The 21,845-nt window shown below is 72.3% G+C and carries 20 protein-coding genes; 15 read left to right on the forward strand and 5 right to left on the reverse strand.

Annotation, left to right across the window (positions count from 1 at the left end; genetic code table 11):
* Positions 1-166 precede the first annotated feature (166 nt).
* The 5 genes from WME89_RS50935 to WME89_RS50955 all read left to right on the forward strand — a co-directional run bounded on the left by WME89_RS50935 (position 167) and on the right by WME89_RS50955 (position 5,291).
* Positions 167-2,149 carry an aconitase family protein gene (locus WME89_RS50935; protein ID WP_438006732.1) on the forward strand — a complete coding sequence of 661 codons (1,983 nt, stop codon included), beginning with the start codon at positions 167-169 and terminating at the stop codon, positions 2,147-2,149.
* A 134-nt stretch (positions 2,150-2,283) separates the two neighbouring features.
* Complete coding sequence (locus WME89_RS50940; protein ID WP_012241296.1) at positions 2,284-2,514, forward strand: TIGR04563 family protein; 231 nt, start codon at positions 2,284-2,286, stop codon at positions 2,512-2,514.
* A gap of 41 nt (positions 2,515-2,555) precedes the next feature.
* Positions 2,556-3,566 (forward strand): alpha/beta fold hydrolase, encoded by a 1,011-nt coding sequence (locus tag WME89_RS50945; protein WP_438006733.1) that lies wholly within the window; start codon positions 2,556-2,558, stop codon positions 3,564-3,566.
* On the forward strand, positions 3,563-4,747 hold the full coding sequence (locus WME89_RS50950) for a hypothetical protein (protein ID WP_438006734.1): 1,185 nt from the start codon (positions 3,563-3,565) through the stop codon (positions 4,745-4,747). The genes WME89_RS50945 and WME89_RS50950 overlap by 4 nt, the downstream gene beginning before the upstream one ends.
* Before the next feature lie 64 nt (positions 4,748-4,811).
* Positions 4,812-5,291, forward strand: coding sequence for a YbjN domain-containing protein (locus tag WME89_RS50955; RefSeq protein WP_438006735.1), 480 nt, complete (start codon positions 4,812-4,814; stop codon positions 5,289-5,291).
* 50 nt (positions 5,292-5,341) lie between these two features.
* Here WME89_RS50955 and WME89_RS50960 read toward each other — a convergent pair whose 3' ends face one another.
* Positions 5,342-6,634, reverse strand: coding sequence for a formylglycine-generating enzyme family protein (locus tag WME89_RS50960; RefSeq protein WP_438006736.1), 1,293 nt, complete (start codon positions 6,632-6,634; stop codon positions 5,342-5,344).
* Positions 6,635-6,708: 74 nt separating this feature from the next.
* Here WME89_RS50960 and WME89_RS50965 point away from each other — a divergent pair, with 74 nt between their 5' ends.
* From WME89_RS50965 to WME89_RS50980, 4 genes are all read left to right on the forward strand, one after another.
* On the forward strand, positions 6,709-6,984 hold the full coding sequence (locus tag WME89_RS50965) for a hypothetical protein (protein ID WP_438006737.1): 276 nt from the start codon (positions 6,709-6,711) through the stop codon (positions 6,982-6,984).
* Positions 6,985-6,994: 10 nt separating this feature from the next.
* Positions 6,995-7,957: a prepilin peptidase gene (locus WME89_RS50970; protein WP_438012074.1), complete on the forward strand. Its 963-nt coding sequence runs from the start codon at positions 6,995-6,997 to the stop codon at positions 7,955-7,957.
* Positions 7,954-8,310: a YXWGXW repeat-containing protein gene (locus WME89_RS50975; protein ID WP_438006738.1), complete on the forward strand. Its 357-nt coding sequence runs from the start codon at positions 7,954-7,956 to the stop codon at positions 8,308-8,310. The genes WME89_RS50970 and WME89_RS50975 overlap by 4 nt, the downstream gene beginning before the upstream one ends.
* Positions 8,311-8,442: 132 nt before the next feature.
* Positions 8,443-9,138, forward strand: coding sequence for a hypothetical protein (locus WME89_RS50980; protein WP_438006739.1), 696 nt, complete (start codon positions 8,443-8,445; stop codon positions 9,136-9,138).
* A gap of 17 nt (positions 9,139-9,155) precedes the next feature.
* Here the strand turns inward: WME89_RS50980 and WME89_RS50985 are convergent, their stop codons facing one another.
* Positions 9,156-11,195 (reverse strand): protein kinase domain-containing protein, encoded by a 2,040-nt coding sequence (locus WME89_RS50985; RefSeq protein WP_438006740.1) that lies wholly within the window; start codon positions 11,193-11,195, stop codon positions 9,156-9,158.
* Positions 11,196-11,554: 359 nt separating this feature from the next.
* Between WME89_RS50985 and WME89_RS50990 the strand changes: the two genes are divergently transcribed.
* The 4 genes from WME89_RS50990 (at position 11,555) to WME89_RS51005 (ending at position 14,849) form a co-directional block, all read left to right on the forward strand.
* Positions 11,555-13,333, forward strand: a complete 1,779-nt coding sequence (locus WME89_RS50990; protein WP_438006741.1) for an AMP-dependent synthetase/ligase — start codon at positions 11,555-11,557, stop codon at positions 13,331-13,333.
* Between the two features lie 2 nt (positions 13,334-13,335).
* On the forward strand, positions 13,336-14,049 hold the full coding sequence (locus WME89_RS50995; RefSeq protein ID WP_438006742.1) for an HAD family hydrolase: 714 nt from the start codon (positions 13,336-13,338) through the stop codon (positions 14,047-14,049).
* 273 nt (positions 14,050-14,322) lie between these two features.
* A complete protein-coding gene (locus tag WME89_RS51000) occupies positions 14,323-14,514 on the forward strand; it encodes a hypothetical protein (RefSeq protein ID WP_438006743.1) in 192 nt (63 codons plus the stop codon).
* An 11-nt stretch (positions 14,515-14,525) separates the two neighbouring features.
* On the forward strand, positions 14,526-14,849 hold the full coding sequence (locus tag WME89_RS51005) for a hypothetical protein (protein WP_438006744.1): 324 nt from the start codon (positions 14,526-14,528) through the stop codon (positions 14,847-14,849).
* A gap of 130 nt (positions 14,850-14,979) precedes the next feature.
* On the opposite strand, the gene WME89_RS51010 is transcribed toward WME89_RS51005, so the two are convergent.
* The 3 genes from WME89_RS51010 to WME89_RS51020 all read right to left on the reverse strand — a co-directional run bounded on the left by WME89_RS51010 (position 14,980) and on the right by WME89_RS51020 (position 17,348).
* The gene (locus WME89_RS51010) at positions 14,980-15,396 is read right to left on the reverse strand and encodes a hypothetical protein (RefSeq protein ID WP_437622255.1); all 417 of its coding nucleotides are present in this window, start codon (positions 15,394-15,396) and stop codon (positions 14,980-14,982) included.
* A gap of 293 nt (positions 15,397-15,689) precedes the next feature.
* The gene (locus WME89_RS51015) at positions 15,690-16,034 is read right to left on the reverse strand and encodes a YtxH domain-containing protein (RefSeq protein ID WP_436623731.1); all 345 of its coding nucleotides are present in this window, start codon (positions 16,032-16,034) and stop codon (positions 15,690-15,692) included.
* A gap of 189 nt (positions 16,035-16,223) precedes the next feature.
* Entirely contained in the window at positions 16,224-17,348 is a 1,125-nt protein-coding gene (locus WME89_RS51020) for a hypothetical protein (protein WP_438006745.1), read from the reverse strand.
* Between the two features lie 451 nt (positions 17,349-17,799).
* Here WME89_RS51020 and WME89_RS51025 point away from each other — a divergent pair, with 451 nt between their 5' ends.
* Positions 17,800-19,929 carry a zinc-ribbon domain-containing protein gene (locus tag WME89_RS51025; protein WP_438006746.1) on the forward strand — a complete coding sequence of 710 codons (2,130 nt, stop codon included), beginning with the start codon at positions 17,800-17,802 and terminating at the stop codon, positions 19,927-19,929.
* 58 nt (positions 19,930-19,987) lie between these two features.
* Positions 19,988-21,784, forward strand: coding sequence for a S49 family peptidase (locus WME89_RS51030; protein WP_438006747.1), 1,797 nt, complete (start codon positions 19,988-19,990; stop codon positions 21,782-21,784).
* The last annotated feature ends 61 nt before the right edge of the window (positions 21,785-21,845 follow it).

Genomic DNA, 21,845 nt, shown 5'->3' on the forward strand with positions numbered 1-21,845 from the left:
CGCGCAGCGCGCCCCCCCGCACGCTGGATTTCCAGCACGTAACGTAAGGCGCGCCGAAGCTCCGAGCGCCGCGGCGAAGACCACCGTTGGCGCCTCCGCGCAGAGCGACTAGGTGTGATCGGGCCCCAGCGCGCCGGTCCGGCGCCCCGGGGCGTCCGAGGCCCAGATGCCCATCCCGCGCCGGAAATCCGTTCACGTCACCGGGAGGATCCTTTACCTGGCCGAGGATCCGGAGCTCCTGAAGCAGCAGCTCGCGGGCGGCGAGATCCGCTTCGATCCCGGGCAGCATGCGCTGATCGACAACATCTCGACCGACGAGCTGACGCCGGGCTGGGTCTGTTACTACTACGACGAGACGCTCGCCCGGTACTGCTTGGTCGGGCTGCGCGGTGGGCTCATCGAGCGCGACGCCATCAAGAACGGCGGCTTCGGGGTCATCGTCAGCGGGCGCTCGAAGGGCTGCGGCAGCTCGCGCGAGACCGCGCCGTACTCGGAGCGCGAGGCCGGGATCCAGATCGTCGTCGCCCGCAGCATCGAGAAGATCTACGGCCAGAACTGCCAGAACATCGGGCTGCTCACGACGACCGACTTCTCGCTCCTCGATCGGCTCGCGCGCGGCGAAGAGCTCCCGATCGACGAGTTCACGCGCGGGCTCGACCCGATCAGCGCCGACGTCGTCGAGTACGGCGGGCTCTTCGCCTACAACAAGGCGCGGCTGGCCGGCGAGGTCTCGCCGCCCACGCTCGCGACGCCGCCGCGGCCGATGACCCTGTGCGAGAAGATCATCGCGGCGCACGCGATCGTGGACGCCAGGGCGGGCAAGATCGGCGTCCCCGCGGTGAAGCCCGGCGACGCGCTCTTCGTCCGCATCGACGTGCGCTTCTCGCACGAGTACGTGACGCCCATGGCCGAGTCGCTCTTCCGGGCGGGCTTCGGTCCGGACGCGAGCGTGACCGAGCCGGAGAGCGTCTTCGCCTTCCGGGATCACCTCACGTTCCTCGAGCGCGTGATGCCGGAGGCGCACCTCAAGCTCGGCCTGCGGGAGCAGGCGGCCTCGCTCGCGACGGTGCAGCAGGCCTTCACGGAGCGGCACGGGATCAGGCTGTATGGCGAGGTAGAGCGCGACGGCAGGACCGTGGGCTCCGAGGCCATCTGTCACAACAAGGTGATCGAGGAGCTCGCGCTGCCGGGGCAGATCGTGGCCGGGACCGACTCGCACACCTGCATGGCGGGGGCGCTCGGGTGCTTCGCCTTCGGCGTCGGCTCGACGGACATGGCGAACGCGTGGCTCACGCGCGACGTCCGCGTCGCGGTGCCGCAGTCGGTGCGCTTCAACCTGACGGGGCGGCTCGGGCCGGGGGTCACGGCGAAGGACGTGATGCTGTTCCTGCTCTCGCAGCCGTTCTGGAAGACGGGCCAGGGCATCGGCAAGGTGCTCGAGTTCGCGGGCGACGGCGTCCGCGGCATGGGCCTCGACGAGCGGGCGACGCTCACCAACATGGCGGTCGAGGCGGGCGGCTTCACCGGGATCATCGAGGCCGACGAGGAGATCGTGCGCTACCTCGTCGAGCAGCGCGGGCTCGCCGCGGACGACGTGCGCGCGCGCGTCGTTCGCGCGGATCCCGGCGCGGAGTACATGGCGACGTTCGACATCGATCTCGCGTCGGTCGAGCCGATGGTCGCGACGCCCGGCGATCCGCGGAACGGCGTCCCGCTGCGGTCGCTCCGCGAGGTCTCCGGCGGCGACGTGAAGATCGACATCGCGTACGGGGGCTCTTGCACGGGCGGCAAGAAGGCCGATATGGACATGTACGCGTCCGTGCTGCGCCGCGCGGTGGAGCAGGGCAAACGCGTCGCCGAGGGCGTGCACCTCTACATCCAGTTCGGCTCCCAGGACATCCGCCGCTACGCCGAGGCGAAGGGCTACCTCGAGATCTTCCAGAAGGCTGGTGCTGAGCTCGTTGACCCCTCCTGTGGCGCCTGCATCAAGGCCGGGCCGGGGGTGTCCGACAGGAAGGAGCAGGTCACGGTCTCGGCGATCAACCGGAATTTCCCGGGCCGAAGCGGCCCCGGCCAGGTCTACCTGGCCAGTCCCCTGATCGTCGCAGCGAGCGCGATTGCGGGGAAGATCGCATTCCCGGAGTCATGACGCAGAGCGCCTATCGCGGAGTTACGTACATGGTGCCCGCAATCGGCTGAACGGAAAAACGAATGCTTTCCACGGAAGTGCGCCGTACGGTAAGGTGCTCTTCTGTGGCGGATCGGGAGGAGCCCCAAGAGCGTATGACCGACAAGGACACGCTGGCGAAAAACAACGAAGCCTCGAAGACGGACAAGCGGAAGCAAAGCCTCTACTTTCCGGAGTCGATGCTGCAGGAAATCAAGGAGGAAGCGGCGCGGCTCGATCGCTCGCTTTCTTGGGTCGTGCAGCGCGCGTGGAAGCTGGCGCGGATAGACATCAAAAAGCTTCCGAGTGTCAATGACGTGGCTGACGACGAGGACAGCGGCGACTAACATCGCCGCGGGCCGCGCGTAGCCGCGTCGCTCGGGGATCGATGGGTCGAGAGCTCTTCGCCGCCGGGAAGGACGGTACGCGGATCTATGTCCGCTACCGGGAAGGTCCCGGCGGCATCGGAAGCTTGGCCAGCGGGGTGGGGGCGGGCTCGGAACGCCTCACCGCGGTGCTTTGCGACGGCATCGCGTGCGACGGCTTCATCTGGAAGTACCTGTGGGACGACCTGGCGCGCACCGTCAACGTCGCCCACTGGCACTATCGAGGGCACGGGCGGAGCAGTCTGCCTGTTGATCCGCAGGCGGTCGAGCTGCGCGACCACGCGAGCGATCTCGCGGCGGTGCGCGCGGCGATCGGCGACGGCCCGGTGGTGCTCTTCGGGCACTCGATGGGGTGTCAGGTCATCCTGGAGCACCTGCGGACCCACCGCGAGGGGGTGCGCGGGCTCGTGTTGATCTGCGGCTCGTCCGGCAGGATCACGCACCACTTCAAGGGCACGGACGTGCTCGCGCAGATCTTGCCGCGCGTCATCGAGCAGGTCGACGCGTACCCGCACATCGCGCGCGCGATCTGGAGCCGCGTGCCCGCGCCGATGGCGCTGCGGATCGCGCTGCTCGCCCGCGAGGTCGACGCGAGCGCGGTCACCCCGGCGGATCTGCTGCCCTACATGCGGCACATGGTCGACATCGATTTCTCGATGTTCCTCCACATGTTGCGCAGCGCCGGCGAGCACTCGACGCTCGATCTGCTCCCCCACATCGACCTGCCCGCGCTCGTGATCGCCGGCGATCGCGACACGTTCACCCCGCCTCGCCTCGCCGAGGAGATGGCGGCCGCGCTGCCTCGCGGAGAGCTGATGATGGTGAGCGGCGGCACGCACGTCGTCCCGCTGGAGCGCAAGAAGATGGTGATCGAGCGCGTGGAGCAGTTCCTGCTCGAGCGCGTCATGGGCGGGGCCTCGCTCGGCGCGAGCGCGGGCGTCTCACCCTCGCAGCCCCCGGCAGAGGAAGCGCCCTCGTCGGAGGATCCGCGCGGGCCCGCGAAGGACGGATGAGCCGCCGCGCGCCAGGCGAGCTTGCGCGCGGGCTGCCGCGGCGCCTCGGCGGCGCGGTCGCGCCGCGCCTGCTCGTCGCGGCGGCGCTGCTCGCCGCCTCGTGCGCGAGGCCGTCGTCCGAGCGGAGCGGCGCGCCGGCTGTCGCGATCGCGGCGCTCGCCGAGGTCGCGCCCGCGACGCTGGCCGAGGTCGCGCCCGCGGCGCTGGCCGAGGTCGCGCCCGCGGTCGGCGCGCCCCCGGCGCGCTCGTCGGGCGAGCCTCCAGCGCCCCACGCGGCGAACGCTGGCGCAGCCGCGGACACGCACACCGCGCGCGCTCTCCAGCGCTCGCCGCTGCGCGCGCTGCGGCTCACGGGCAAGCCGACCGACGGTCGCTTCGAGGCGACGCTGGCGCTCGGCGCGGCCGAGGATGGCGCGGTCCCGCGCGAGGTCAGGGTGAAGCTCGCGCCGGCGCAGAGAAAGAGCCCGCTCGCATTCCGGCGTCCGCTCGCGTTTTACCGCCTTGCGCGTTCGCTCGGCGCGCACGTCGTGCCTGCCGCCGCGGCGCGCCGGATCGGCATCGGCGAGCTCGCGTCGCTGATCGGCCGCGAGCCGGCCGCGCGCAAGCTGCTGCGTCGCCTCGCGGTCATGAACGACGGGACGGTCGACGCGCTGGTGCTCGCGCCCGCGCCCGGCCCGCCCGGCCCGCGCTGGATCGCGCCTCGCCGGCAGTCCATACGCTTCGACGACGCGCCCGAGCTCGACGTCTGGGCGCGCTGGGCGCGCTCTCCGTCGCCAGCGCGCGGCGAGCGCGCGCCGATCCTCCGCGATTATCTCGAGGTGCTCGCGCTCGACTACCTGGCCGGCAACGGGCTCCGGAAGGAGATCGTCATCGACGTCGGCGCGGGGGCGCTGAGCCTGGAGACCAACGCGAGCGCCTTCCCGCTGCACGTGAAGGCGCACGAGCTCGATCGGCAGCTCGACCGCCTGGTGGAAGCGGCGCGTTTCCCCCGGGCGCTCCGCGACGCGCTCGCGCGCTTCGGCCCCGGCGAAGCCGCCGCGGTGCTGCGCCCGGGGGGGATCGAGGAGGAGCTGGTGCCGCCGCGCGCGCTCGTCGAGCTCGAGGAGCGCAGGCAGGCGCTCCTCAGCCTGATCGAGGCGAAGATCGCCGACCGGGGAGAGGACGCCGTCCTCAGCCTCTAGCGCCGCGCCGGCGCTCTGCCGCGCGGCGCACCTCCACCGCCGCGGCGAGGCCGCGCGCCGCATCTTGATCTCCGGCGGCCGCAGGGCGATCACGGGGGCCGTGATCGACGTGGCGACCCTGCAGCGCTGGACGGAAGACATCGGTTACAGCGCCGAGCTGGAGAAGCCGTCGACCCTGCGGATCCGTCCGCGCGAGCCAGGGGTCGTCGAGCTCCCGCCGTTCTACGTCCAGTGCGCCGAGAACTGGGTGGTGCTCTCGATGTTCGGCGTGCTCGATCGGATCGAGACGCAGGACGACCCCGAGGGCGAGGCGATCCTGGTCCCCCTGGCCGAGGACACCGGCCAGATGCTCGGCCTGCTCCGCCACCTGCTCGAGGCGAACCGCGACATGCGGGTCGCCAAGTTCGCCCTCGACGATCGGAACGAGGTCCTGCTCTGCGCCGAGCTGCCCACCGAGTCGCTGGATCGTTCCGAGTTCGTCGACGCGGTCGAGCGCATCATCGAGTACGCCGCGACGTACCGGCACGCGCTGTTCGGCGACTGAGCGGACCGGGACGAGCTGCGCGCGTGGACGAGCGCCGCGCCGCCGCGCGCTCATTTCTGCGTGATCACCACGCGGTTGTCGTCCCGGTAGCTGACGTTGCCCGCCTCGCCGCGGCAGTCCCAGCAGGTCGCCCACGAGAGCCGCCGCCGCACGTAGCCGTTGAAGCCGAGCGCGATCGGCCCCGGCTCCCCCTTCAGCAGCAGCGACGACGCGATCCGGTAGCGGTCCCCCGGGAGCCTCAGGAAGGCGACGATGAACGAGTCGTCGTCGGACTTCCCCGTGACCACGAGCACCTCCTCGCCCGGGACCGGATTCCAGAGCAGCGGCGACGTGGTGAGCGTCGTGTTCGGGGGCGCGCTCGCCTCCGGCTGGACCGCCGGGGTCCCGTTCGGCGAGAGCCGCGTCCGGCCGCGGCTGAGCACGACGTTCACGTCGTCCGGCTCCTTGAAGAACGAGATCTCCCCGCCGAGGTCGCGGAGCTGCGGCACCGACGCGAGCAGCTCGGCGACCTGCTGCGGCCCGATCTCCGCGCGCCGGAACGTCTGCTGCCACTGCGGCGACGGGATCGACGCCGCGTTCGGCGCGCCGTGGCAGCACCGGAAGCCGATGTCGTCGCCCGACACGGTCGGATCGACCGCCGTGCGGCGCGCGCACCGGTGATCGACGCCGCTCGCGCTCGCCGTGGCCCCGCGCACGGCGACGGCCTTGGGCTGGAGGTTCTCGATCGGCGCCACGTCGCTCGCGGTCCACTCGCGCAGCGCGGCGCCCATGCCGACGACGCCGAAGCCCGACGCGCACGACGCCGGCGCCTTGGCGCACGCCGGGTCCCACGCCGCGCCGCCGGCGTAGGGCGTCCCCTCGGGGCCCTTGCACGCGCGCTCCCACTCCAGCTCGGTGCACAGCCTGCCGCCGGCCTGCTGGCAGAGCTCCGAGGCGCGCGCCCGCGTGACGCCGGTGAGCGGGGCCTGCGCCGGGTCGTTCGGGTACAGGTAGCGGTCGACGGCGAAGCCGCCCAGCTCGACGTCGAGCAGCGCCGGCTCGAGCGCCGGGTCGCGCCCCTTGTCGCCGGGCGTGCTGCCCGCGACGAGCTTCCCGGCGGGGATCTCGATGCGCGCGGGCCCCGCCGCCGCGGCGCCGGCCCGCGTCGGCGCGCTCGCAGCGGGCGACTCGTTCTCGGCCGCCTCGAGCACCTTCCCCTTGGGCGCGAGCGTCACCGCGGCGCCTCCGTCCGTGCGCTTCTCCCCGGCCTGCTGCTGCTGCTCCGCGCGGCCGCACCCGGCCCCTCCGGCGACGCCGGCAGCGACCATCAGGAGCAGGACAAAGGCAGGCGTCCTCGGCGGCACGGTTCCTCGAAAGCGCTCCGCCTTATGTCGCAGGACCTCTCGCCCGTCAAAGTGCCCGCGCTATGCTGCCCGGGATGGGGCAGATCACGAGCGGCGCACCGGATCCGATGGCCTCGCAGATGGCGCAGCTCCTCGCTGGCAGCGATCTCGACGAGCTGCGCGAGATCGTGCGGCGGTGGGTCGCCGAGGCGCCGACCGAGGGCGTGCGCCGCCACTACCAGGAGCTCGGCGGCCGCCTGGTCGATCTCAAGGCGGCGCTCTCCGACAACCCCGTGCAGCCCACCGTCGCGGAGCTCGAGCAGGCGCTCACGATGATGCTCCGGCTCGCCGCCTCGAACCCGAGGACATGACCCGCCGGTGATGCTCGCCGACCTTCCCCCGTGGTTCCTGCGCGCCTTCGCGCTCTGCTTCGGCCTCCTCTGGGGGAGCTTCCTCAACGTCGTCATCTACCGCGTCCCGCGCGAGCTCAGCGTCGTGCACCCCGGCTCGCGCTGCCCCGCGTGCGGCACGCCGATCCGCGCCTTCGACAACATCCCGGTCCTCGGCTACCTCCTGCTGCGCGGCCGCGCCCGCTGCTGCGGGGCGGCGGTCTCGCCGCGGTACCCCCTCGTCGAGGCCGCGGGCGGCGTCCTGTCGCTCGCGATCGTCGAGATCATCCTCCTCGGGCTCCCCGGGACGACGCCGATCCTCCGCGCGCTCGCCATGTACATCGCCGACCTCGCGCTCGCGCTCGGGCTGCTCGCGGCGACGTTCATCGATCTCGAGCACATGTACATCCCCGACGGGATCACGATCGGCGGCGCGGTGCTCGGCGTCGCCACCGCGTCGCTGCGCTCGATGGGCTTCGCCGACGCGCTCCTCGGCGCCGCGGTCGGCTTCGCCGTCGTGTGGCTCCCCTTCGTCGTGATCTACCCGCGGATCCGCGGCGGCCGCGTCGGCATGGGCCTCGGCGACGCGAAGCTCCTCATGCTGGCGGGCGCCTGGTTCGGCTGGGGCGGCGCGCTGTTCGTGCTCGGCGCCGGCGCCGTCCAGGGCTCGCTCGTGGCGATCGCCATGCTGCTCCTGCGCGGGAGCATCGAGGAGCCCGAGGCGGTGCGCCTCGAGCGGGAGCAGATCCGCGCCGAGCTCGCGGAGATGTCCCCCGAGGAGCGCGCCTCGGCCGAGGAGGAGCTCGCGCAAGATCCGCTCGCGGAGGAGCCTGGCGAAGGGTTCGGCCAGGCCCGCATCGCCTTCGGCCCGTTCCTCGCGCTCGCGACGCTGGAGTACCTGCTCGTCGGCCGCGACGTCCTCGACGCATATTTCTCATGGATCGACGCTGGATGAAGGCCCTGCTCCACCGCGCGCTCGGGTTCCCGCTCGCGCTCTTCCTCCTCGCTGGCTGCGGCAGCTCGCTGCCGGTGCCCCCGACCGGCCCTCACCTGCCGAGCGAGCCCGCGGTGGTCGTGCCCTACCCTCCGCCGCCCGCGCGGGTGGAGATCCTCTCGCCGCCCGACAAGCCGGGCCTCGTCTGGATCGACGGCGAGTGGCAGTGGCGGAGCCGCCGCTGGGCGTGGCAGCCGGGCCGCTGGGAGCCCGTGCCGCCGGGCGCGTATTTCGCTCCCAACGCCACCGTGCGCCGCGCAGACGGATCTCTGGTGTGGTTCGCCGGGGTGTGGCACGTCCCCGGCAAGAAGTGATCGACACCGCGGCCGCGCGATGGAAATTCACGCGTGCCGAGGTGCTCGAAGCGCGCGCCTGCCGTCGCCTGACCGGCGTCGGCGAGCCGGCTCGGCGCGCCGGCCCCTGCACGGATCGATGAGCCCTGCCCCATGATGCTTGCCTGGTCGTTCGCAGCGCGTACACCCGACGAAATCGCCCGACTCCTCCGCTCGCTCGGCAAGCACCGGTACGTGCGCGAGGTCGATCATCGGCTCCACTGGTCCGTCGATCACGCCCTCGCCGAGCTGCCGGAGTTCGCGCCGCACGCCGCGGCCTTCGAGGCGCGCCTCAAGAAGGAGCGCGGGCTCGAGCTCGGCTCGCGCGACCCGTCGCTGTGGCGCGAGGCGAGGACCGAGGAGGTGATCGCCGTCCTCACGGCCTTCTGGACCGCGGACGAGGCGGCGCTGCGCTACCGGAGCCGCCTGCTCGAGGCGCTCACGCGGACGGGCCTCCCCGAGGCGACCCACGACCCCTTCGCGTCTCCCCCGAACGAGCCTCCGCACCCGGAGCTCGTGCTGCTCGACTGGGAGCTGTACCCCGTGGACGAGCTCGACGCGGACCGGCACGCCGGCGCGCTGGCCGCGATGGAGGAGGCCGAGGAGGAGGTGAACGCGTCGGCGTCGGTCTACAACGAAGGCCCCGTCATCGCGGCGCCGGAGCTCTGCGAGGGTGCGCCGAACGGGCTGCTCGCGGACGACTTCCTCGTGTGGTCGGACGGCCCCTACAGCTACTCGGACTACGTGTTCCGCGGGGTCGCGAAGGCGGCGAAGCTCGTCGATCCGCCCACCGGGTACCGGGACCTGTAGCCGCCGCCGCTCCGCCGCTAGTACGGGTCGGGCTTCGGCGGCGGGACGGCCGGATCCACGTCGGCGGGGGGCGCAGTGGCCCCGGAGGTGCCGGGGCGCGCGGTGGTCTCGGAGGTGCCGGGCGGCGCGGGGAAAGGGGAGGGGGCCGGCCCTCGCGGCGCCACGTAGAGCGACACGTCGAGATCGATGTCCTTGTCGAACACGACCATCCGCCGCTGCGCGACGTGACCCGGCGCGGAGATCTCGACCCGGTGCGCCGCCCCGTCCTTGACGAGCTTGGCCTCGAACGGGTTCGAGGGCAGCTCCACCCCGTCGATGAGGATCTTCGCGCTGGCGGGGCGCGCCTTGATCGAGGCGTGGATGAACGCTGGGTCCACCCCCGCGGCCGGAGCGCTGCGCTCGGCGGCCGGCGGCGCGCTCGGCGGCACCTCGGCTGGCGGCGCGCTCTGGATCGGCGCCGCGGTCGCGCCGAGGCGCCGCTGGTCCGGCCCCTGCACCTTCACGTACAGCGTGACCGTGGTGCCGATCAGGGCGACGGCCGCCGCGGCGGCGAGGAGCGGCAGCCGCGAGCGCCGCTGCGCCGGCTCGGGCTGAGCGCCTGCGGTCGGCTCCGTCCGCACCACGGCGTGGAGCGTCGCTTGCGGGGGGCTCGAGCGCTGGACCGGACGCGCAGGCTGCGAGGGCGAAGAGGCCGTGATCGCCCCCTCGTCCGGGGAGGGAGGATACGAGTCCATCGACTCGCGCACCGGCAGCGACGGCAGCCTCGGCGCGTGGCCGGAGAGCTCCGCGCCGCCCGCGTCGGGCCCATGTTCCTGCAGGTGCTTGAGCTGGCGATCGATGATCGCCCGGATCTCGGCCCGCTCGTTGGCGAACAGCTCGGCCACGATCTCGCCGACCTGCTCGGCGGTCACCTGCTCGTGGAGGCGCTCGGCGTAGCGATCGAGCTCCGCCCGGAGGTCGGCGGCCGTCCGGTAGCGCCTTTCGCGCGCGTGGGCGAGCGCCTGGTTGCAGACGCGCGCGATCTCGATGGGCACGTCGGGCCGCGCGGACCGCACGTCCGGGATGTCCCGCATCAGCCGGGAGATGATCTGCGGATCCGACAGCCCGCGCCAGAGGCGGCGGCCGGTGAGCAGCTCCCAGAGGATGACGCCGACCGAGAAGATGTCCGCGCGCCGGTCGATCTCGGACGAGTGCGAGAACGCCTGCTCCGGCGCCATGTAGGCGACCTTGCCCTTCAGCGTGCCGGCCTGCGTCTCGACGGCGCGGTGCGCGGCGAGCGCGATCCCGAAATCGACGATCTTCACCTGACCGTCGTACGTGATGAAGATGTTGTGGGGGCTGACGTCGCGGTGCACGACGTTGAGCGGCGTCCCGTCGTAGTCGACGAGCTCGTGGGCGTAGTGGAGGCCGGCCAGCACCTCGCTGACGATCCAGAGCAGGACGGCGATCGGGATGGAGCGCTCCTGCTCGCGCGCGCGGGAGATCACCCGGCTCAGCGGCTGCCCGTCGAGGTACTCCATGGCGATGAAGTACTCGCCGTCCTCGAGGCCGACCTCGTTGGTCTGCACCACGTTGCGGTGGTTCAGCCGGGCGGCGAGGCGGGCCTCGTCGAGCAGCATGTCCCGGAACTCGGGCTCGTCGGCGATGTTGGGCCGGAGGCGCTTGATGACCTGCAGCTTGCTGAACCCTGCCGGTCCCACCGCGACCGCCAGGTGCACGTCGGCCATGCCCCCGCGCCCGAGCGTCGCGATGAACCGGTACTTGCCGAGGCTCCGCGAGCGCCGCTCGGCAGGGGAGGGCGCCGCGTCCGGCGGCGCCTCCCGGCTGACGGTCGTCTGTGTGTCGCGTGCGTCGCGTGCGTCGTGGTCCGGGCGCCGCATCGGGATCGTCGGCGGGGGCTCGGCGGAAACGGGGGCGGGCAGCTGTCTGGACCGCAGGGTCCGACCCTCGAGCGCGGCCTGCACCTGCTCCGGCGGGCCAGAGGCGGCGAGCTCGTCGCTGCGGGCGGAGTCCACCGCCCAGTCAGCCTCTCCGACCGTCCTCTTGCGCTCGCTCACCGCTGAATGGTCCTGATCCAAAGACGTGCAGTCAAGCTGACGGCTGAGCCGGAGCCAGCCGCCTGCACAGCGGCCGGCAGACGACGAGCGCTCGCCCGCGACGGCGGGCCGGCGTCCAGGCGGTAGCCGGAGCAGTAACCACGATTTGCTCAGCCTGCACCGGCGCGCATTACCCGCCGAAGCCGACAGGAGCGACGCTGGACAGGAGCGCGCAGCGGAGACGTTTCCGCTCTCGAAAAAATGATGCGGTCCCTGTTACTGTGAGGGAAACAACGTTCACGCGGTTCCTGGTCCTCGAAAGAGGAGGTAGAAAATTCGCGTATGCTCGCGCATTCATTTCTCTCGAACGAGGTAGCTCGATGCCCTGTGACTCGATTCCGCGACGCCTGCTAGGCCAGGCGAAGGTGCGGCCCGAGGCTCCAGCCCACTACGTCAAGGACGGGGGCTTCTGGAGGATGACCAGCTACCGGGAGTACGCGGACGAGGTGCGGCGCGCCGGCAAGTCGCTCATCGCGCTCGGCATCGAGCCCGGCGATACCGTGAGCCTCCTCGGCTTCAGCCGGCCCGAGTGGGTGGTCCTGCACGTGGCCTGCATGGCGATCGGGGGCGCTCCCGCGGGCATCTACACGACGTGCTCGCCCGAGGAGGTTCGCCACGTCCTGGACCATTCGACCTCGCGGATGGTGCTGGTCGAGGACAGGCGCCAGCTCGGGAAGGTCCTGAGCCAGTGGGACCGCCTGCCGCAGCTGGAATCGGTGGTGCTGATGCGGGGCGCACGGCCGGAAGGCGATCCGCGGATCCTGTCGTGGGACGAGTTCCTCTCGCGGGGCAGCCGCGTCTCGGACGAGCTGTTCGAGCAGCGGCTCGACGCGCTCGAGCCGCGGGGGCTCGCGACGCTGATGTACACCTCCGGGACCGTGGGGCCGCCGAAGGGCGTGATGCTGAGCCACGAGAACCTGACGAGCGCGGCCGATATGTCGGCGCGCCTCCTCCCGTTCTCGTCGTGGGACGTCGGCCTTTCCTACCTGCCGCTCTCGCATATCGTCGAGCAGATGCTCACGATCCACCTCCCGGCCTCGGTCGGCTCGACCGTGTACTTCGCCGAGTCGATGGACGCGCTCATGGACAACCTCCGGGAGGTGCGGCCGACCGGCTTCTTCGGGGTCCCGCGCGTCTGGGAGAAGCTGATGGCCGGGGTTGACGCGAAGCTCTCCGGCGCGAAGGGCCTGCAGCGGTTCTCGCTCGAGCAGGCGAGGCGCGTCGGCCTGAAGCACAGCGAGCTCCTCGCCCGAGGCGAGCAGCCCGGTCCGGTGCTCGCGATGCAGCACCGCCTCTTCGACAGGCTTGTCTACTCGAAGGTGAAGGCGGCCCTGGGGCTCGACCGGGCGCACGTGTGCAGCAGCGGGGCGGCCCCCGTCGCGAAGGAGGTCCTCGAGTTCTTCGCGTCGCTGGGCATCCTGATCACCGAGATCTACGGCCAGTCCGAGGTGACCGGTCCGACGAGCTACAACGTGCAGGGCAGGACGAAGCTCGGCTCCGTGGGCCCGATCGTGCCCGGCGTTGACGTGCGCATCGCAGATGACGGCGAGATCCTCGTGAAGGGGCCGAACGTGTTCCTCGGCTACCACAAGGAGCCCGAGGCGACCGCGCAGGCCCTGGCCGACGGCTGGCTCCACTCCGGGGATCTCGGCAGGTTCGACGAGGAGGGGTTCCTCCACATCACCGGGCGGAAGAAGGAGATCCTCATCACCGCCGGCGGGCAGAACGTCTCTCCGAAGAACATCGAGGAGGCGCTGAAGCGCCACGAGCTCATCGCCGAGGCGGTGGTCATCGGCGACCGCCGCAAGTTCCTCACGGCGCTCCTCGTGCTCGACCCCGACGCCGTGAAGCGCCTCGCGGCCGAGCGCGGGCTGAGCGGCGATCTCTCGCCCGAGTCGCCCGAGATCCGGGAGGGCGTGCAGAGGATCGTCGACGAGGTCAACGGCCAGCTCGCGCAGGCCGAGACGATCAAGAAGTTCGCGATCCTGCCGCGCAGCTTCACCATCGAGGCCGGCGAGCTGACGCCGACGCTCAAGATCAAGCGGCGCAACGTGAGCCAGAACTTTGCGCGCGAGATCGAGGCGATGTACGCCGAGTAATCATGCACAGCGAGCCCGCTACCGCCGTCTCCTTCGACTTTGGCCAGACCCTGGTGGAGCTCGACACCGGGATGCTCTCCGCCCGCCTGGCGGAGCGGGGCATCGCCGCGTCCCGGGAGCAGCTCGACGGCGCGGTCGCCGAGGGCTGGCGCGCGTACAACGAGGCGATCCAGCGCGGGTTCGGCGGGCACCCGTGGAAGATCATGATGCGCCGCCTGCTCGAGGCGGGCGGCGTCGCGGCGGACGCGGTCGACGCAGCGGTCGACTGGCTCTGGACGGAGCAGCCGCGGAAGAACCTCTGGCGCCGGCCCATCCCGGGGATGATCGACGTGGTGGTCGAGCTCCGGCGGGCCGGCGTGCCGATCGCGGTGCTGTCGAACTCGGAGGGCCGGCTCGACGAGCTGGTCGACGAGCTCGGCTGGTCTGCGTATTTCGTGGCGGTCGCGGACTCGGGGCGGCTCGGGTTCGAGAAGCCCGGCAGGGAGATCTTCGCGTGGACGGCCGAGCGCCTCGGCGCGCCGCTCGCCGCGGTGGTTCACGTCGGCGATTCCCTCGCCGCGGATGTCGACGGCGCGCTCGCGGCAGGGATGCGGGCGATCTGGTTCAAAGGGGACGCGCGCAAGGCCGCGCTGATGCCCCACGCCGAGCGCGTCGCCGTGTGCGACGACGCGGATGGGCTGCGCCGCGCGCTCAGGGCGTTCGGCGTGCGCTTCTAGCCACGCCGGCCGATCTCCTGGCGGGCTGCGATCGGGGGCGCGCCGATCGGACGCGAGGCTCACGCGGCGACGCTCTCACGCGTCCGTCGCTGTGAGCACGAATGTCCCGGAAGGCGCCCGAGCCCGCGCTCGCCGCGCGCTTCGCTCTCCTGGATCTCCTCGCCCTGCCGCCCGGTCCGGGGGTGACGGTCCCTGGATCGTGCAGCCGATGCACGTGTTCCGGGTGGTTCGGGCATTGCTGGAGACAGGCTCACGATGGTCGTCAACGATGCAATGAACGAACAAGAGCCCGCGAGCGGAGAGCGGCAAGCGAGCGTCCCCGCCGTCGTCCCTCGAGTCTTCAGCGAGGTCCGGCGCGCGGACGAGAGGCTCGTCTCGCTCGTGCAAGAGCGCCCCGTGGCCACGCTGTGCGCGGTGGCCGCGGTGGGATACCTCATCGGACGGGTGGTCACGCGGCTGGGTTGAGGAGGGTCATCATGACGGAAGGCGAGGTCGATGCGACACAGGCGCGTGACGGGCGTGAGAGCGGGCGCGAGAGGACGAACGACGCGCTCGGCCGGCTCGACGCGACGGAGGTCACGCGGGCGGTCTCGGCGTTCGCGCGGGAGAACCCGCACGTGGCGCTCGCGGCGGCGGCTGGCCTCGGGTTCCTGCTCGGCGGGGGCCTGACGCCGCGGGTGCTCAGCAGGCTCGGGTCCTTCGCGACCAAGAGCTACGTCAAGAACACGCTGGCCCAGGCGGTCGAGGGCCTCCTCGACGAGCAGGCGCGATCGCAGGGTCAGCTCGGATCGTCTCCCTGACATCCAGGAGCCGCTGCGAGCGCCGGCGGCGCGACCTGCGCCGCTGCCTCGCGGGGCCGCGCCGCTGCCTCGCGCGGTCGGCTCGGACGGCGCTCGTTGTCCCGGCCTCCGTGGCCGGGGCGCGCCTCCCTCACGACCTGCGGCTGTACGTCTTGCGGATGCGGCGACCGCCGCTCTCGCTCAGCACCTCCTCGACGCTGCGGGACACGTCCGGCAGGCAGCGGACGGAGAGCAGCGCCCCGCCGCCCATGCTGCTGGACTCGTCGAGGCAGCGCGCCTCGTACTCGGGCAGGCGAGCGCCGAGCACGGCGCCGAGCAGGGTGCCGGCCGCGCCGGCGGCACCCGCCCCGGCGAGGCACGCGACGATAGGCCCCGCCAGGAACGCGTCGAGCCTCGGGATGATCAGCGCGCCTCCCGCCATGACCGCGGCGAGCGTGCCCCCGAGGAGCCCTCCGATCACGGCGCCCAGGGCGGCGCCTTCAGACGCCTTGCTGTGGATCGTGAGCTCGATCTCGGCCAGACGAGAGTGCTGCTGTTTGGGCACCATGCTGATGTCCTCGGCCGCGACGCCCAAGGCGAGGAGGCGGCCGAGGGCGCCAGCGGCTTCCGTGCGACCTGGGAAGAATGCGGTGAGCGTCCGGTAATACATCATCGACGAGGGCCCTCGAGACGCGCTTCGCGAGGTGTGTCGTTCAAACCATCCGCTTTCGGAAAAGCATCGCTTGTGCCGCTCGGGCTGCGCAGATGTCGCTCGGCTGCCGGAAAGCGCCCCGGGAAATGATGGAAGGCGCCGCACCGCGCTGGGACGGTGCGGCGCCCTCGCGCCCCCCTGGAGCTCGCTCAGCGGGCGCCGAGCTCGTTGACGAACGAGCGCTCCCCGGTGGTCGAGCTGGTGCTCTCCTGGATCTGCTCCTGAGCCCGCTGCGCGGCGTCGAGGGCGCGATCCTTCGCCCGCTCCGCGCTGTCGCGCAGCTGACCCGCGCGTTCCCGCAGGCGGCCGGCGCTGTCCCGCAGCCGGCGGCGGGCCTCGTCGCCCGACGTCGGCGCGACCAGGACGCCGACGCCGATGCCGAGGGCGGCGCCGAGGCCGATCCCGACCGAGACGGGGACGATCCAGTCGAGTGAGCTCCTTCTCTTGTAAGGGAAAATGTCGGCCATGTAATAGACGAGATCGGTTGCCTTCATTGTGGCTCCGTCGGTTCTCATCGCGTGAAGGGCGCGAGCATCGCGCCTCCTTCCGCGTGATTCACGTGGCTGGAACAGGGACCGGCGGGACGTGAGGCAGCGCGCATGCCAAGGGCATATTGCGCACGGAGGGAGCAGGGCCAGGGGCGCGCACCCAGGGGGTGCGCTCGCGGCGGGGGTGCCGCGAGGCTAGCGACAGAAGCCGTCGACGCAGACGCTGCCTTCGGCGCAGGGCGTCTCTGGATCGCACTCGCCGCCGAGGTTCTCGCTCGACCCGCACACCTGATGCACGCCGGAGAACGTCTCCACGGTCCTGCACTCGCTCAGCGAGGGCGACTGGCTGTCGCAGGCGTTCGGGTTCGGCTGGTCGCACGAGATGTAGCAGCTGTGGTGCAGGCAGATCGACCCCGGCGCGCAGACGTCCTGCGCCCCATCCTCGCCGCACACGAAGTTGCTCGACTGGCTCGGGATGCAGCCGTTCTCGACCCAGACGTCGCCCTCGGGGCAGGTGGGGCCGTCGCTCCGCGGGACACAGGCGCCGTCGACGCAGACGGCGGACGGGCCGCCGCAGTCGTCGGTGATGACGCAGGGCTGCGCAGGCTGAGAGCAGATGCCGAGGGTCGCGTCGCAACGGTAGCTGCTGGGGCAGTCCGCGTCGTCGCTGCAGGCCGGCGTGCATTTGCCCTCGACGCACTTGTCGTTGGCCGGACACTGCGTCTGGTCGAAGCACTGGTCCTGAGGCGCGGTGCATACGCCGCTCACGCAGAGGTAGTCGGCGCCGAGCCCGGCGCAGTCGACGTCCGCGCCGCAGGCGGCCGGGGTCGCCGGCACGCACGTCGCGGCGGTCTCGTCGCCTTCGCAGACATAGCCGTGGATGCACCCGAGCGGCTCGCCGTCGGCGAGGGCTTCATCGCAGCTGCCGGGCTGACACGTGCCGTCCGGGGCGCAGGTCTCGCCCTCGCCGCAGTCGTCCGGATTGCCGCAGTACACGGCGCCGCTGTCGCCCCCGCCGCCTCCACCGCTGCCGCCCGCCCCGGAGCCGCTCGCGACGCAGGAGGCGGTGAGGTCGTCGGCGATGACGCACTCGAAGCCGTCGCTACACCCCCAGGTGGTGCAGTCGCCGATGTGGCAGGCGTTGTCCTCGCCACAGGTCTCGTTGATCCCGCAGTCGGCCGGCTCCTCACAGCCGTCCGAGATGCCGGGTCCGCAGTCCTCCGCATCACAGAAGTGGCTGTCGGCGTCATCGTAGATCGGGCAACCCGCGAGGAGGGGCGCCAGCACGCTCGCGAGACCCAGCAGAGTAAGTCGCTTCATTCACCGTCTCCCGAAAGCATTCGGCCGCCCGGCGTCGAGGGGTGGCGCCCTCGCGCGTGACGGTCGCGACCCAACGAGCGTAGCAAGCAGCATGCCCCACACAAGCTCGGCGGCGCGTCGCGTATTCGGGCCCCGCGCGCGCCCGCCGTGAAGCTGCGTTCACGTCGGCATGTGGCCCGCGCGCGTCGGTACGCGGCGATCTGCCTCGTGAGGCCGCTCCGCCAGCGTGAGGTCGCTCCGTCGCGGTGCGTTCGCCTCCTGCGTGAGTTCGCCTCCTTTTCGGGCCACGCGGGGGGTGGAGCGGCCGCCGGCCACGCGGGGATGGAGCGGCGCGGCGGCGATGGAGCGGCGCGGCGCGCACGCCCTGGGGCGCGCAAGGGAACCCGTGCTACCGTTCCGCCGACTTCCGGGCGGCCACCTCCGAACGAGGGTACCCGGCAGGCTCGTGCCTGTGGGCCAGCCGTTCGCGAGGACACGGGGACCGGTCGAGCAGATGGATGTCACCTGCGAGCGTTGCAGCACCGAGTACGAGTTCGACGACGCGCTCGTGTCGGAGCGCGGCACGACGGTCAAGTGCACGAACTGCGGCTACCAGTTCAAGGTGCGCCGCACCGACGGCACCCTCCCCGAGCGGTGGGTGGTGCGCACCCTCGGCGGCAGGGAGCTCGAGTTCAAGATGCTCCGGGAGCTCCAGGCGGCGATCTCCCAGGGCCAGATCACCCGCGACGACGTGATCTCGCGCGGCAACGCGAGGCCGCGCCGGCTCGGGTCGATCGCGGAGCTGGAGCCGTTCTTCAAGGGTCCTGGGAGCATGGTCATGGCCGGGACCGCGCTCGGCATCGGCGGGCCCTCGCCGGTGCCGGGCCGCTCGAGGTCGCTGACGCCCCAGGGGCTTGGCGGGCCAGCGCCGTCGCAGACCGAAGGCTCGGTCGCGATCCCGCTCCCGCGGGCGGAGGGCAGCGTGGAGGCCGGTCCCGAGTCCGTCCACGAAGCCGATACGGTCGTGAGGGATGTGCGGGAGGTCCAGTCGGCCAGGGAGCGTCCGTCGCCGCGTCGCGCCACGATGCCCGCCGTCTACGAGCCCGACGCCGGCGCGCCTGCCCGGGCGATGCTCAAGCCGAACGCGCTGCCCGGGGTCGTGGTGCCGCCCGAAGAGGCGCCGCCGCTGCCGGACGGGCACCCTGCGCGGCGGCCGGAGCCGCGGACGCTCCGGGGCGCCGGCGTCGCCGAGGCGCGCCACGGCGGGGTCAAGCCCGGGGACGCGGGCGCTGAATCGCAGGGGCGAGCTTCCGGGCGCGCTCCGTTGCGGCTGCCGAACAGCGCGCCGCCGCCGCGCATCGATCCCGCGGCGGCGCCTGCTGGCGACAGCCCGGGAGAGGAAGGCCCGCTGGCGAGGCGCGGCGCACCGTCGCGCGCTGGCGGGGAGCGCGTGGCGCGGCGAGCGGAGCCGCCGGCAGAGCCCGAGGGGCGACCCTCCTACGTCGACGATGCGGACGGGGACACGCGGATCACCTCGCTGCCGATGAGGAGGACCGGGATCGCCCGGTGGGTCGTCGGCCTCATCGTCGTCGGTCTCCTGGTGGTGAGCGTGGCGACGCTCGGACCGAAGTACCTGAAGCCGGCCGTCCAAGCGCGGCCGGAGACGAGCGACAACCGGGTCCCGACCCTGCTCGCGGAGGGCGAGCGGAGCCTGGCGGAGGGGGACCTCGACACGGCGAGGGAAAAGCTCGTCAAGGCGAGCGCGCTCGCCGAGGACGACCCGCGCGTCGCCGCTGGGCTGGCGCGGCTCGAGACGGTGAGCGCGGACATGCGCTGGCTCAGGCTGCACCTGCTCGCCGCGGACGACCCGGGTCAGGAGACGATGCGGCACGAGCTCCAGGGCGCGCTCGACCGCGCCCGCAAGGCGCTCGAGCACGCGCGCCGCGTCGCGCCCGCGGACGTGGAGGTGAAGCGTGCGGACATCGACCTGCGCCGTATGGAGGGGAACGTCGCCTCCGCGCGGAGCCTGGTCGGCACGATCTCGGCCGAGAGCGCGCAGCCGGAGAACTCCTTGACGCTGGCCGCGCTCGATCTCGCGGAGCCCAACCCGAGCTGGGCCGCGGTGGTCGAGCGGCTCCGGGCGGCGGCGAGCAGCGAGCAGAGCCCCGGCCGGGCGCGGGCGTTCCTCGTCTATGCGCTCGCGCGGTCCGGCGATCTCGCCGCGGCGCGGGACGAGAACGAGCGCCTGCTCGCGATGAGCCGGCCGCACCCGCTCGCGCGCCCGCTCAAGGCCTTCATCGAGGGGCTCGAGAAGGCCTCCGGCAAGCCGGACGGCGGCGTCGACCCGGCCTCGAGCGCGCGAGTCGAGGGCCCTCCGGCGGGCGCTCCTGGCGCGAGCCCCTCGACAACGCCGGTCGCGCCCGGGCCGGTCCGCCGCGCGCTGGAGCCGGACGATGAGCGGGTGCCAGACGACTACGTCGCCCCGGGCGGTACCATCGACACGAGCGATCTCCCCGGCGTGCGGCCGCCGCCTACCGCCTCGCCGGGCGCGCCGGCGCCCGCGATCGACACCTCCGATCTGCCTGGGGTCAAGCATGAGTAAGCAGCGGGCTCGGCGAGGAAAGTGGACCGGCGTCGGCGCCCTCGCGGTGGCAGCGTCGATGGCAGGCTGCACCGGGAGAGAGCGGTCGACGGCGTCGCTGCCGGCGCCCAGCGCCGGTCACCTGGAGGAGCCGGCGGTCATCGAGCTCGATCTCTCGCGGGGGCTGCCCGAGAGCGCCTCGGCGTCGCTGTTCGGCCCGCCGAGCCGCAGGACGCACGCGCAGCTCGTGCAGTCGTTGCGGTCGCTCTCCGAGGCCGAGAGCGCGAAGGGCTTCCTCGTGCGGCTCGGGAGCACGCGCCTCGCGTTCGCGCGCGCCCACGAGATCGGCCGGATCCTCGGCGAACTTCGCAAGGCGGGGCGGCCGGTCGTCTGTCACGCGGACGAGTACAACAACGCGACGATGCTGCTGGCGGCCGCTGGCTGCAGCAAGCTCTGGCTCAGCCAGGCCGGGCAGGTCGAGACGGTGGGGATCGCGGCGCAGCTGGTGTTCGCGAAGGGGCTCCTCGACAAGCTCAACGTGGACGTCGACTTCCTCCAGGTGGGGAAGTTCAAGGGCGCGAGCGAGCCGTTCACGCGGGAAGGGGCGAGCCCCGAGGCGCGTCAGTCGCTCGAGTCGGCGCTCGGCGGGCTCCGCGAGGCGTGGCTGTCGGCCATCGTGGAGGGGCGCGGCAAGCAGGAGCTCCGCGAGGCGGTCGAGGACGGCCCGTTCGCGCCGGACGAGGCGAAGGCCAGGGGGCTGGTGGACGAGCTCGGCGATCTCGAGTCCGCGCTCGAGGACGCGAAGAAGCTCGCCGGCACCGAGCTCTCCGTGCCGCGGTTCGGCGGCGTCGAGCGCGACGCGAGCCTCTCGCGGAGCCTCGTGGACGTGTTCCGCTCGGTCTCCGGGGCGAGCACGCTGGGCACGCCGCACGTGACGGTGGTCCCGGCGATCGGCGGCATCACGATGACCGCGAGCGGCGTGCCGCTGGGCTCGTCGGACGGGATCGGCGAGCGCGAGCTCGGGCGGGTGATCACGCGCCTCACCAAGGATGCGAGCACGAAGGCGGTCGTGCTCCGGATCGACTCGCCCGGCGGGTCCGCGCTGGCCTCGGATCTGCTCTGGCAGAAGCTGATGCGGCTGCGAAAGGAGAAGCCGCTGGTCGTCTCGATCGGCGGCATGGCGGCGAGCGGCGGCTACTACCTCGCCTGCGCCGGCGACAAGATCGTCGCCGAGCCGACGAGCATCATCGGCTCGATCGGCGTCGTCGGCGGCAAGTTCGCCGTCGGGAAGGCGCTCGCGGACATCGGGATCAACGCCGAGACCGTCGCCGCCAACCCGGATCCGCAGCGCGCAGCGCGCGCCGCGTACATGTCGGCGCTCACGCCCTGGGATGAGCCCACCCGAGCCCGCGTGCTCGCCTCCATGGAGTCGGTCTATGACCTGTTCCTGAAGCGCATCACGGCGGGGCGGAATCTCCCGGTGGAGACGATCGCGCCGTCGGCCGAGGGGCGTATCTTCGGCGGGGTCGAGGCCAAGGGGCGCTCGCTCGTCGATGAGCTCGGCGGACTGGAGCGGGCGATAGCGCTCGCGCGCGAGCTGGCGAAGCTGCCGGCGGATGCGCCGGTCGAGATCGAGCAGGACGAGGGCGGGCTGCTCGAGCTCCTGGCCACCGGCGATGAGGGCGGCGAGGGCGAGGCGCGGACCCCCGAGCGCCCGGCGCTCAAGGAGCGCGCGCGGGAGGCGGTGGCGGGCGCCCTCTTGCCGGAGTGGCTCAGCGTCGCGCCCGAGGTCGGGACCTTCGCCGCCTCGATGGCGCCTCTTCTGGCCGGAGAGAGGGCGCTGACGGTGTTACCGTTCGCGGTGACGCTGCGGTAAGCGGAGATTGCGCCGGAAGTTTGGCCTTGTACCTCGGTCGTTCTGGTAGGCTCAGCGCTCT

Origin of the sequence: Sorangium sp. So ce321, from assembly GCF_051530195.1 — a bacterium.
In the GTDB taxonomy this organism is placed as follows: Bacteria; Myxococcota_A; Polyangia; order Polyangiales; family Polyangiaceae; genus Sorangium.

Bases quoted from the DNA above. Each gene is read 5' to 3' on its own strand.
- WME89_RS50935 (WP_438006732.1), top strand. From the start codon at position 167: ATGCCCATCCCGCGCCGGAAATCCGTTCACGTCACCGGGAGGATCCTT.
- WME89_RS50940 (WP_012241296.1), top strand. From the start codon at position 2,284: ATGACCGACAAGGACACGCTGGCGAAAAACAACGAAGCCTCGAAGACG.
- WME89_RS50945 (WP_438006733.1), top strand. From the start codon at position 2,556: ATGGGTCGAGAGCTCTTCGCCGCCGGGAAGGACGGTACGCGGATCTAT.
- WME89_RS50950 (WP_438006734.1), top strand. From the start codon at position 3,563: ATGAGCCGCCGCGCGCCAGGCGAGCTTGCGCGCGGGCTGCCGCGGCGC.
- WME89_RS50965 (WP_438006737.1), top strand. From the start codon at position 6,709: ATGGGGCAGATCACGAGCGGCGCACCGGATCCGATGGCCTCGCAGATG.
- WME89_RS50970 (WP_438012074.1), top strand. From the start codon at position 6,995: ATGCTCGCCGACCTTCCCCCGTGGTTCCTGCGCGCCTTCGCGCTCTGC.
- WME89_RS50975 (WP_438006738.1), top strand. From the start codon at position 7,954: ATGAAGGCCCTGCTCCACCGCGCGCTCGGGTTCCCGCTCGCGCTCTTC.
- WME89_RS50980 (WP_438006739.1), top strand. From the start codon at position 8,443: ATGATGCTTGCCTGGTCGTTCGCAGCGCGTACACCCGACGAAATCGCC.
- WME89_RS50990 (WP_438006741.1), top strand. From the start codon at position 11,555: ATGCCCTGTGACTCGATTCCGCGACGCCTGCTAGGCCAGGCGAAGGTG.
- WME89_RS50995 (WP_438006742.1), top strand. From the start codon at position 13,336: ATGCACAGCGAGCCCGCTACCGCCGTCTCCTTCGACTTTGGCCAGACC.
- WME89_RS51000 (WP_438006743.1), top strand. From the start codon at position 14,323: ATGAACGAACAAGAGCCCGCGAGCGGAGAGCGGCAAGCGAGCGTCCCC.
- WME89_RS51005 (WP_438006744.1), top strand. From the start codon at position 14,526: ATGACGGAAGGCGAGGTCGATGCGACACAGGCGCGTGACGGGCGTGAG.
- WME89_RS51010 (WP_437622255.1), bottom strand. From the start codon at position 15,396: ATGGTGCCCAAACAGCAGCACTCTCGTCTGGCCGAGATCGAGCTCACG.
- WME89_RS51015 (WP_436623731.1), bottom strand. From the start codon at position 16,034: ATGAAGGCAACCGATCTCGTCTATTACATGGCCGACATTTTCCCTTAC.
- WME89_RS51020 (WP_438006745.1), bottom strand. From the start codon at position 17,348: ATGAAGCGACTTACTCTGCTGGGTCTCGCGAGCGTGCTGGCGCCCCTC.
- WME89_RS51030 (WP_438006747.1), top strand. From the start codon at position 19,988: ATGGCAGGCTGCACCGGGAGAGAGCGGTCGACGGCGTCGCTGCCGGCG.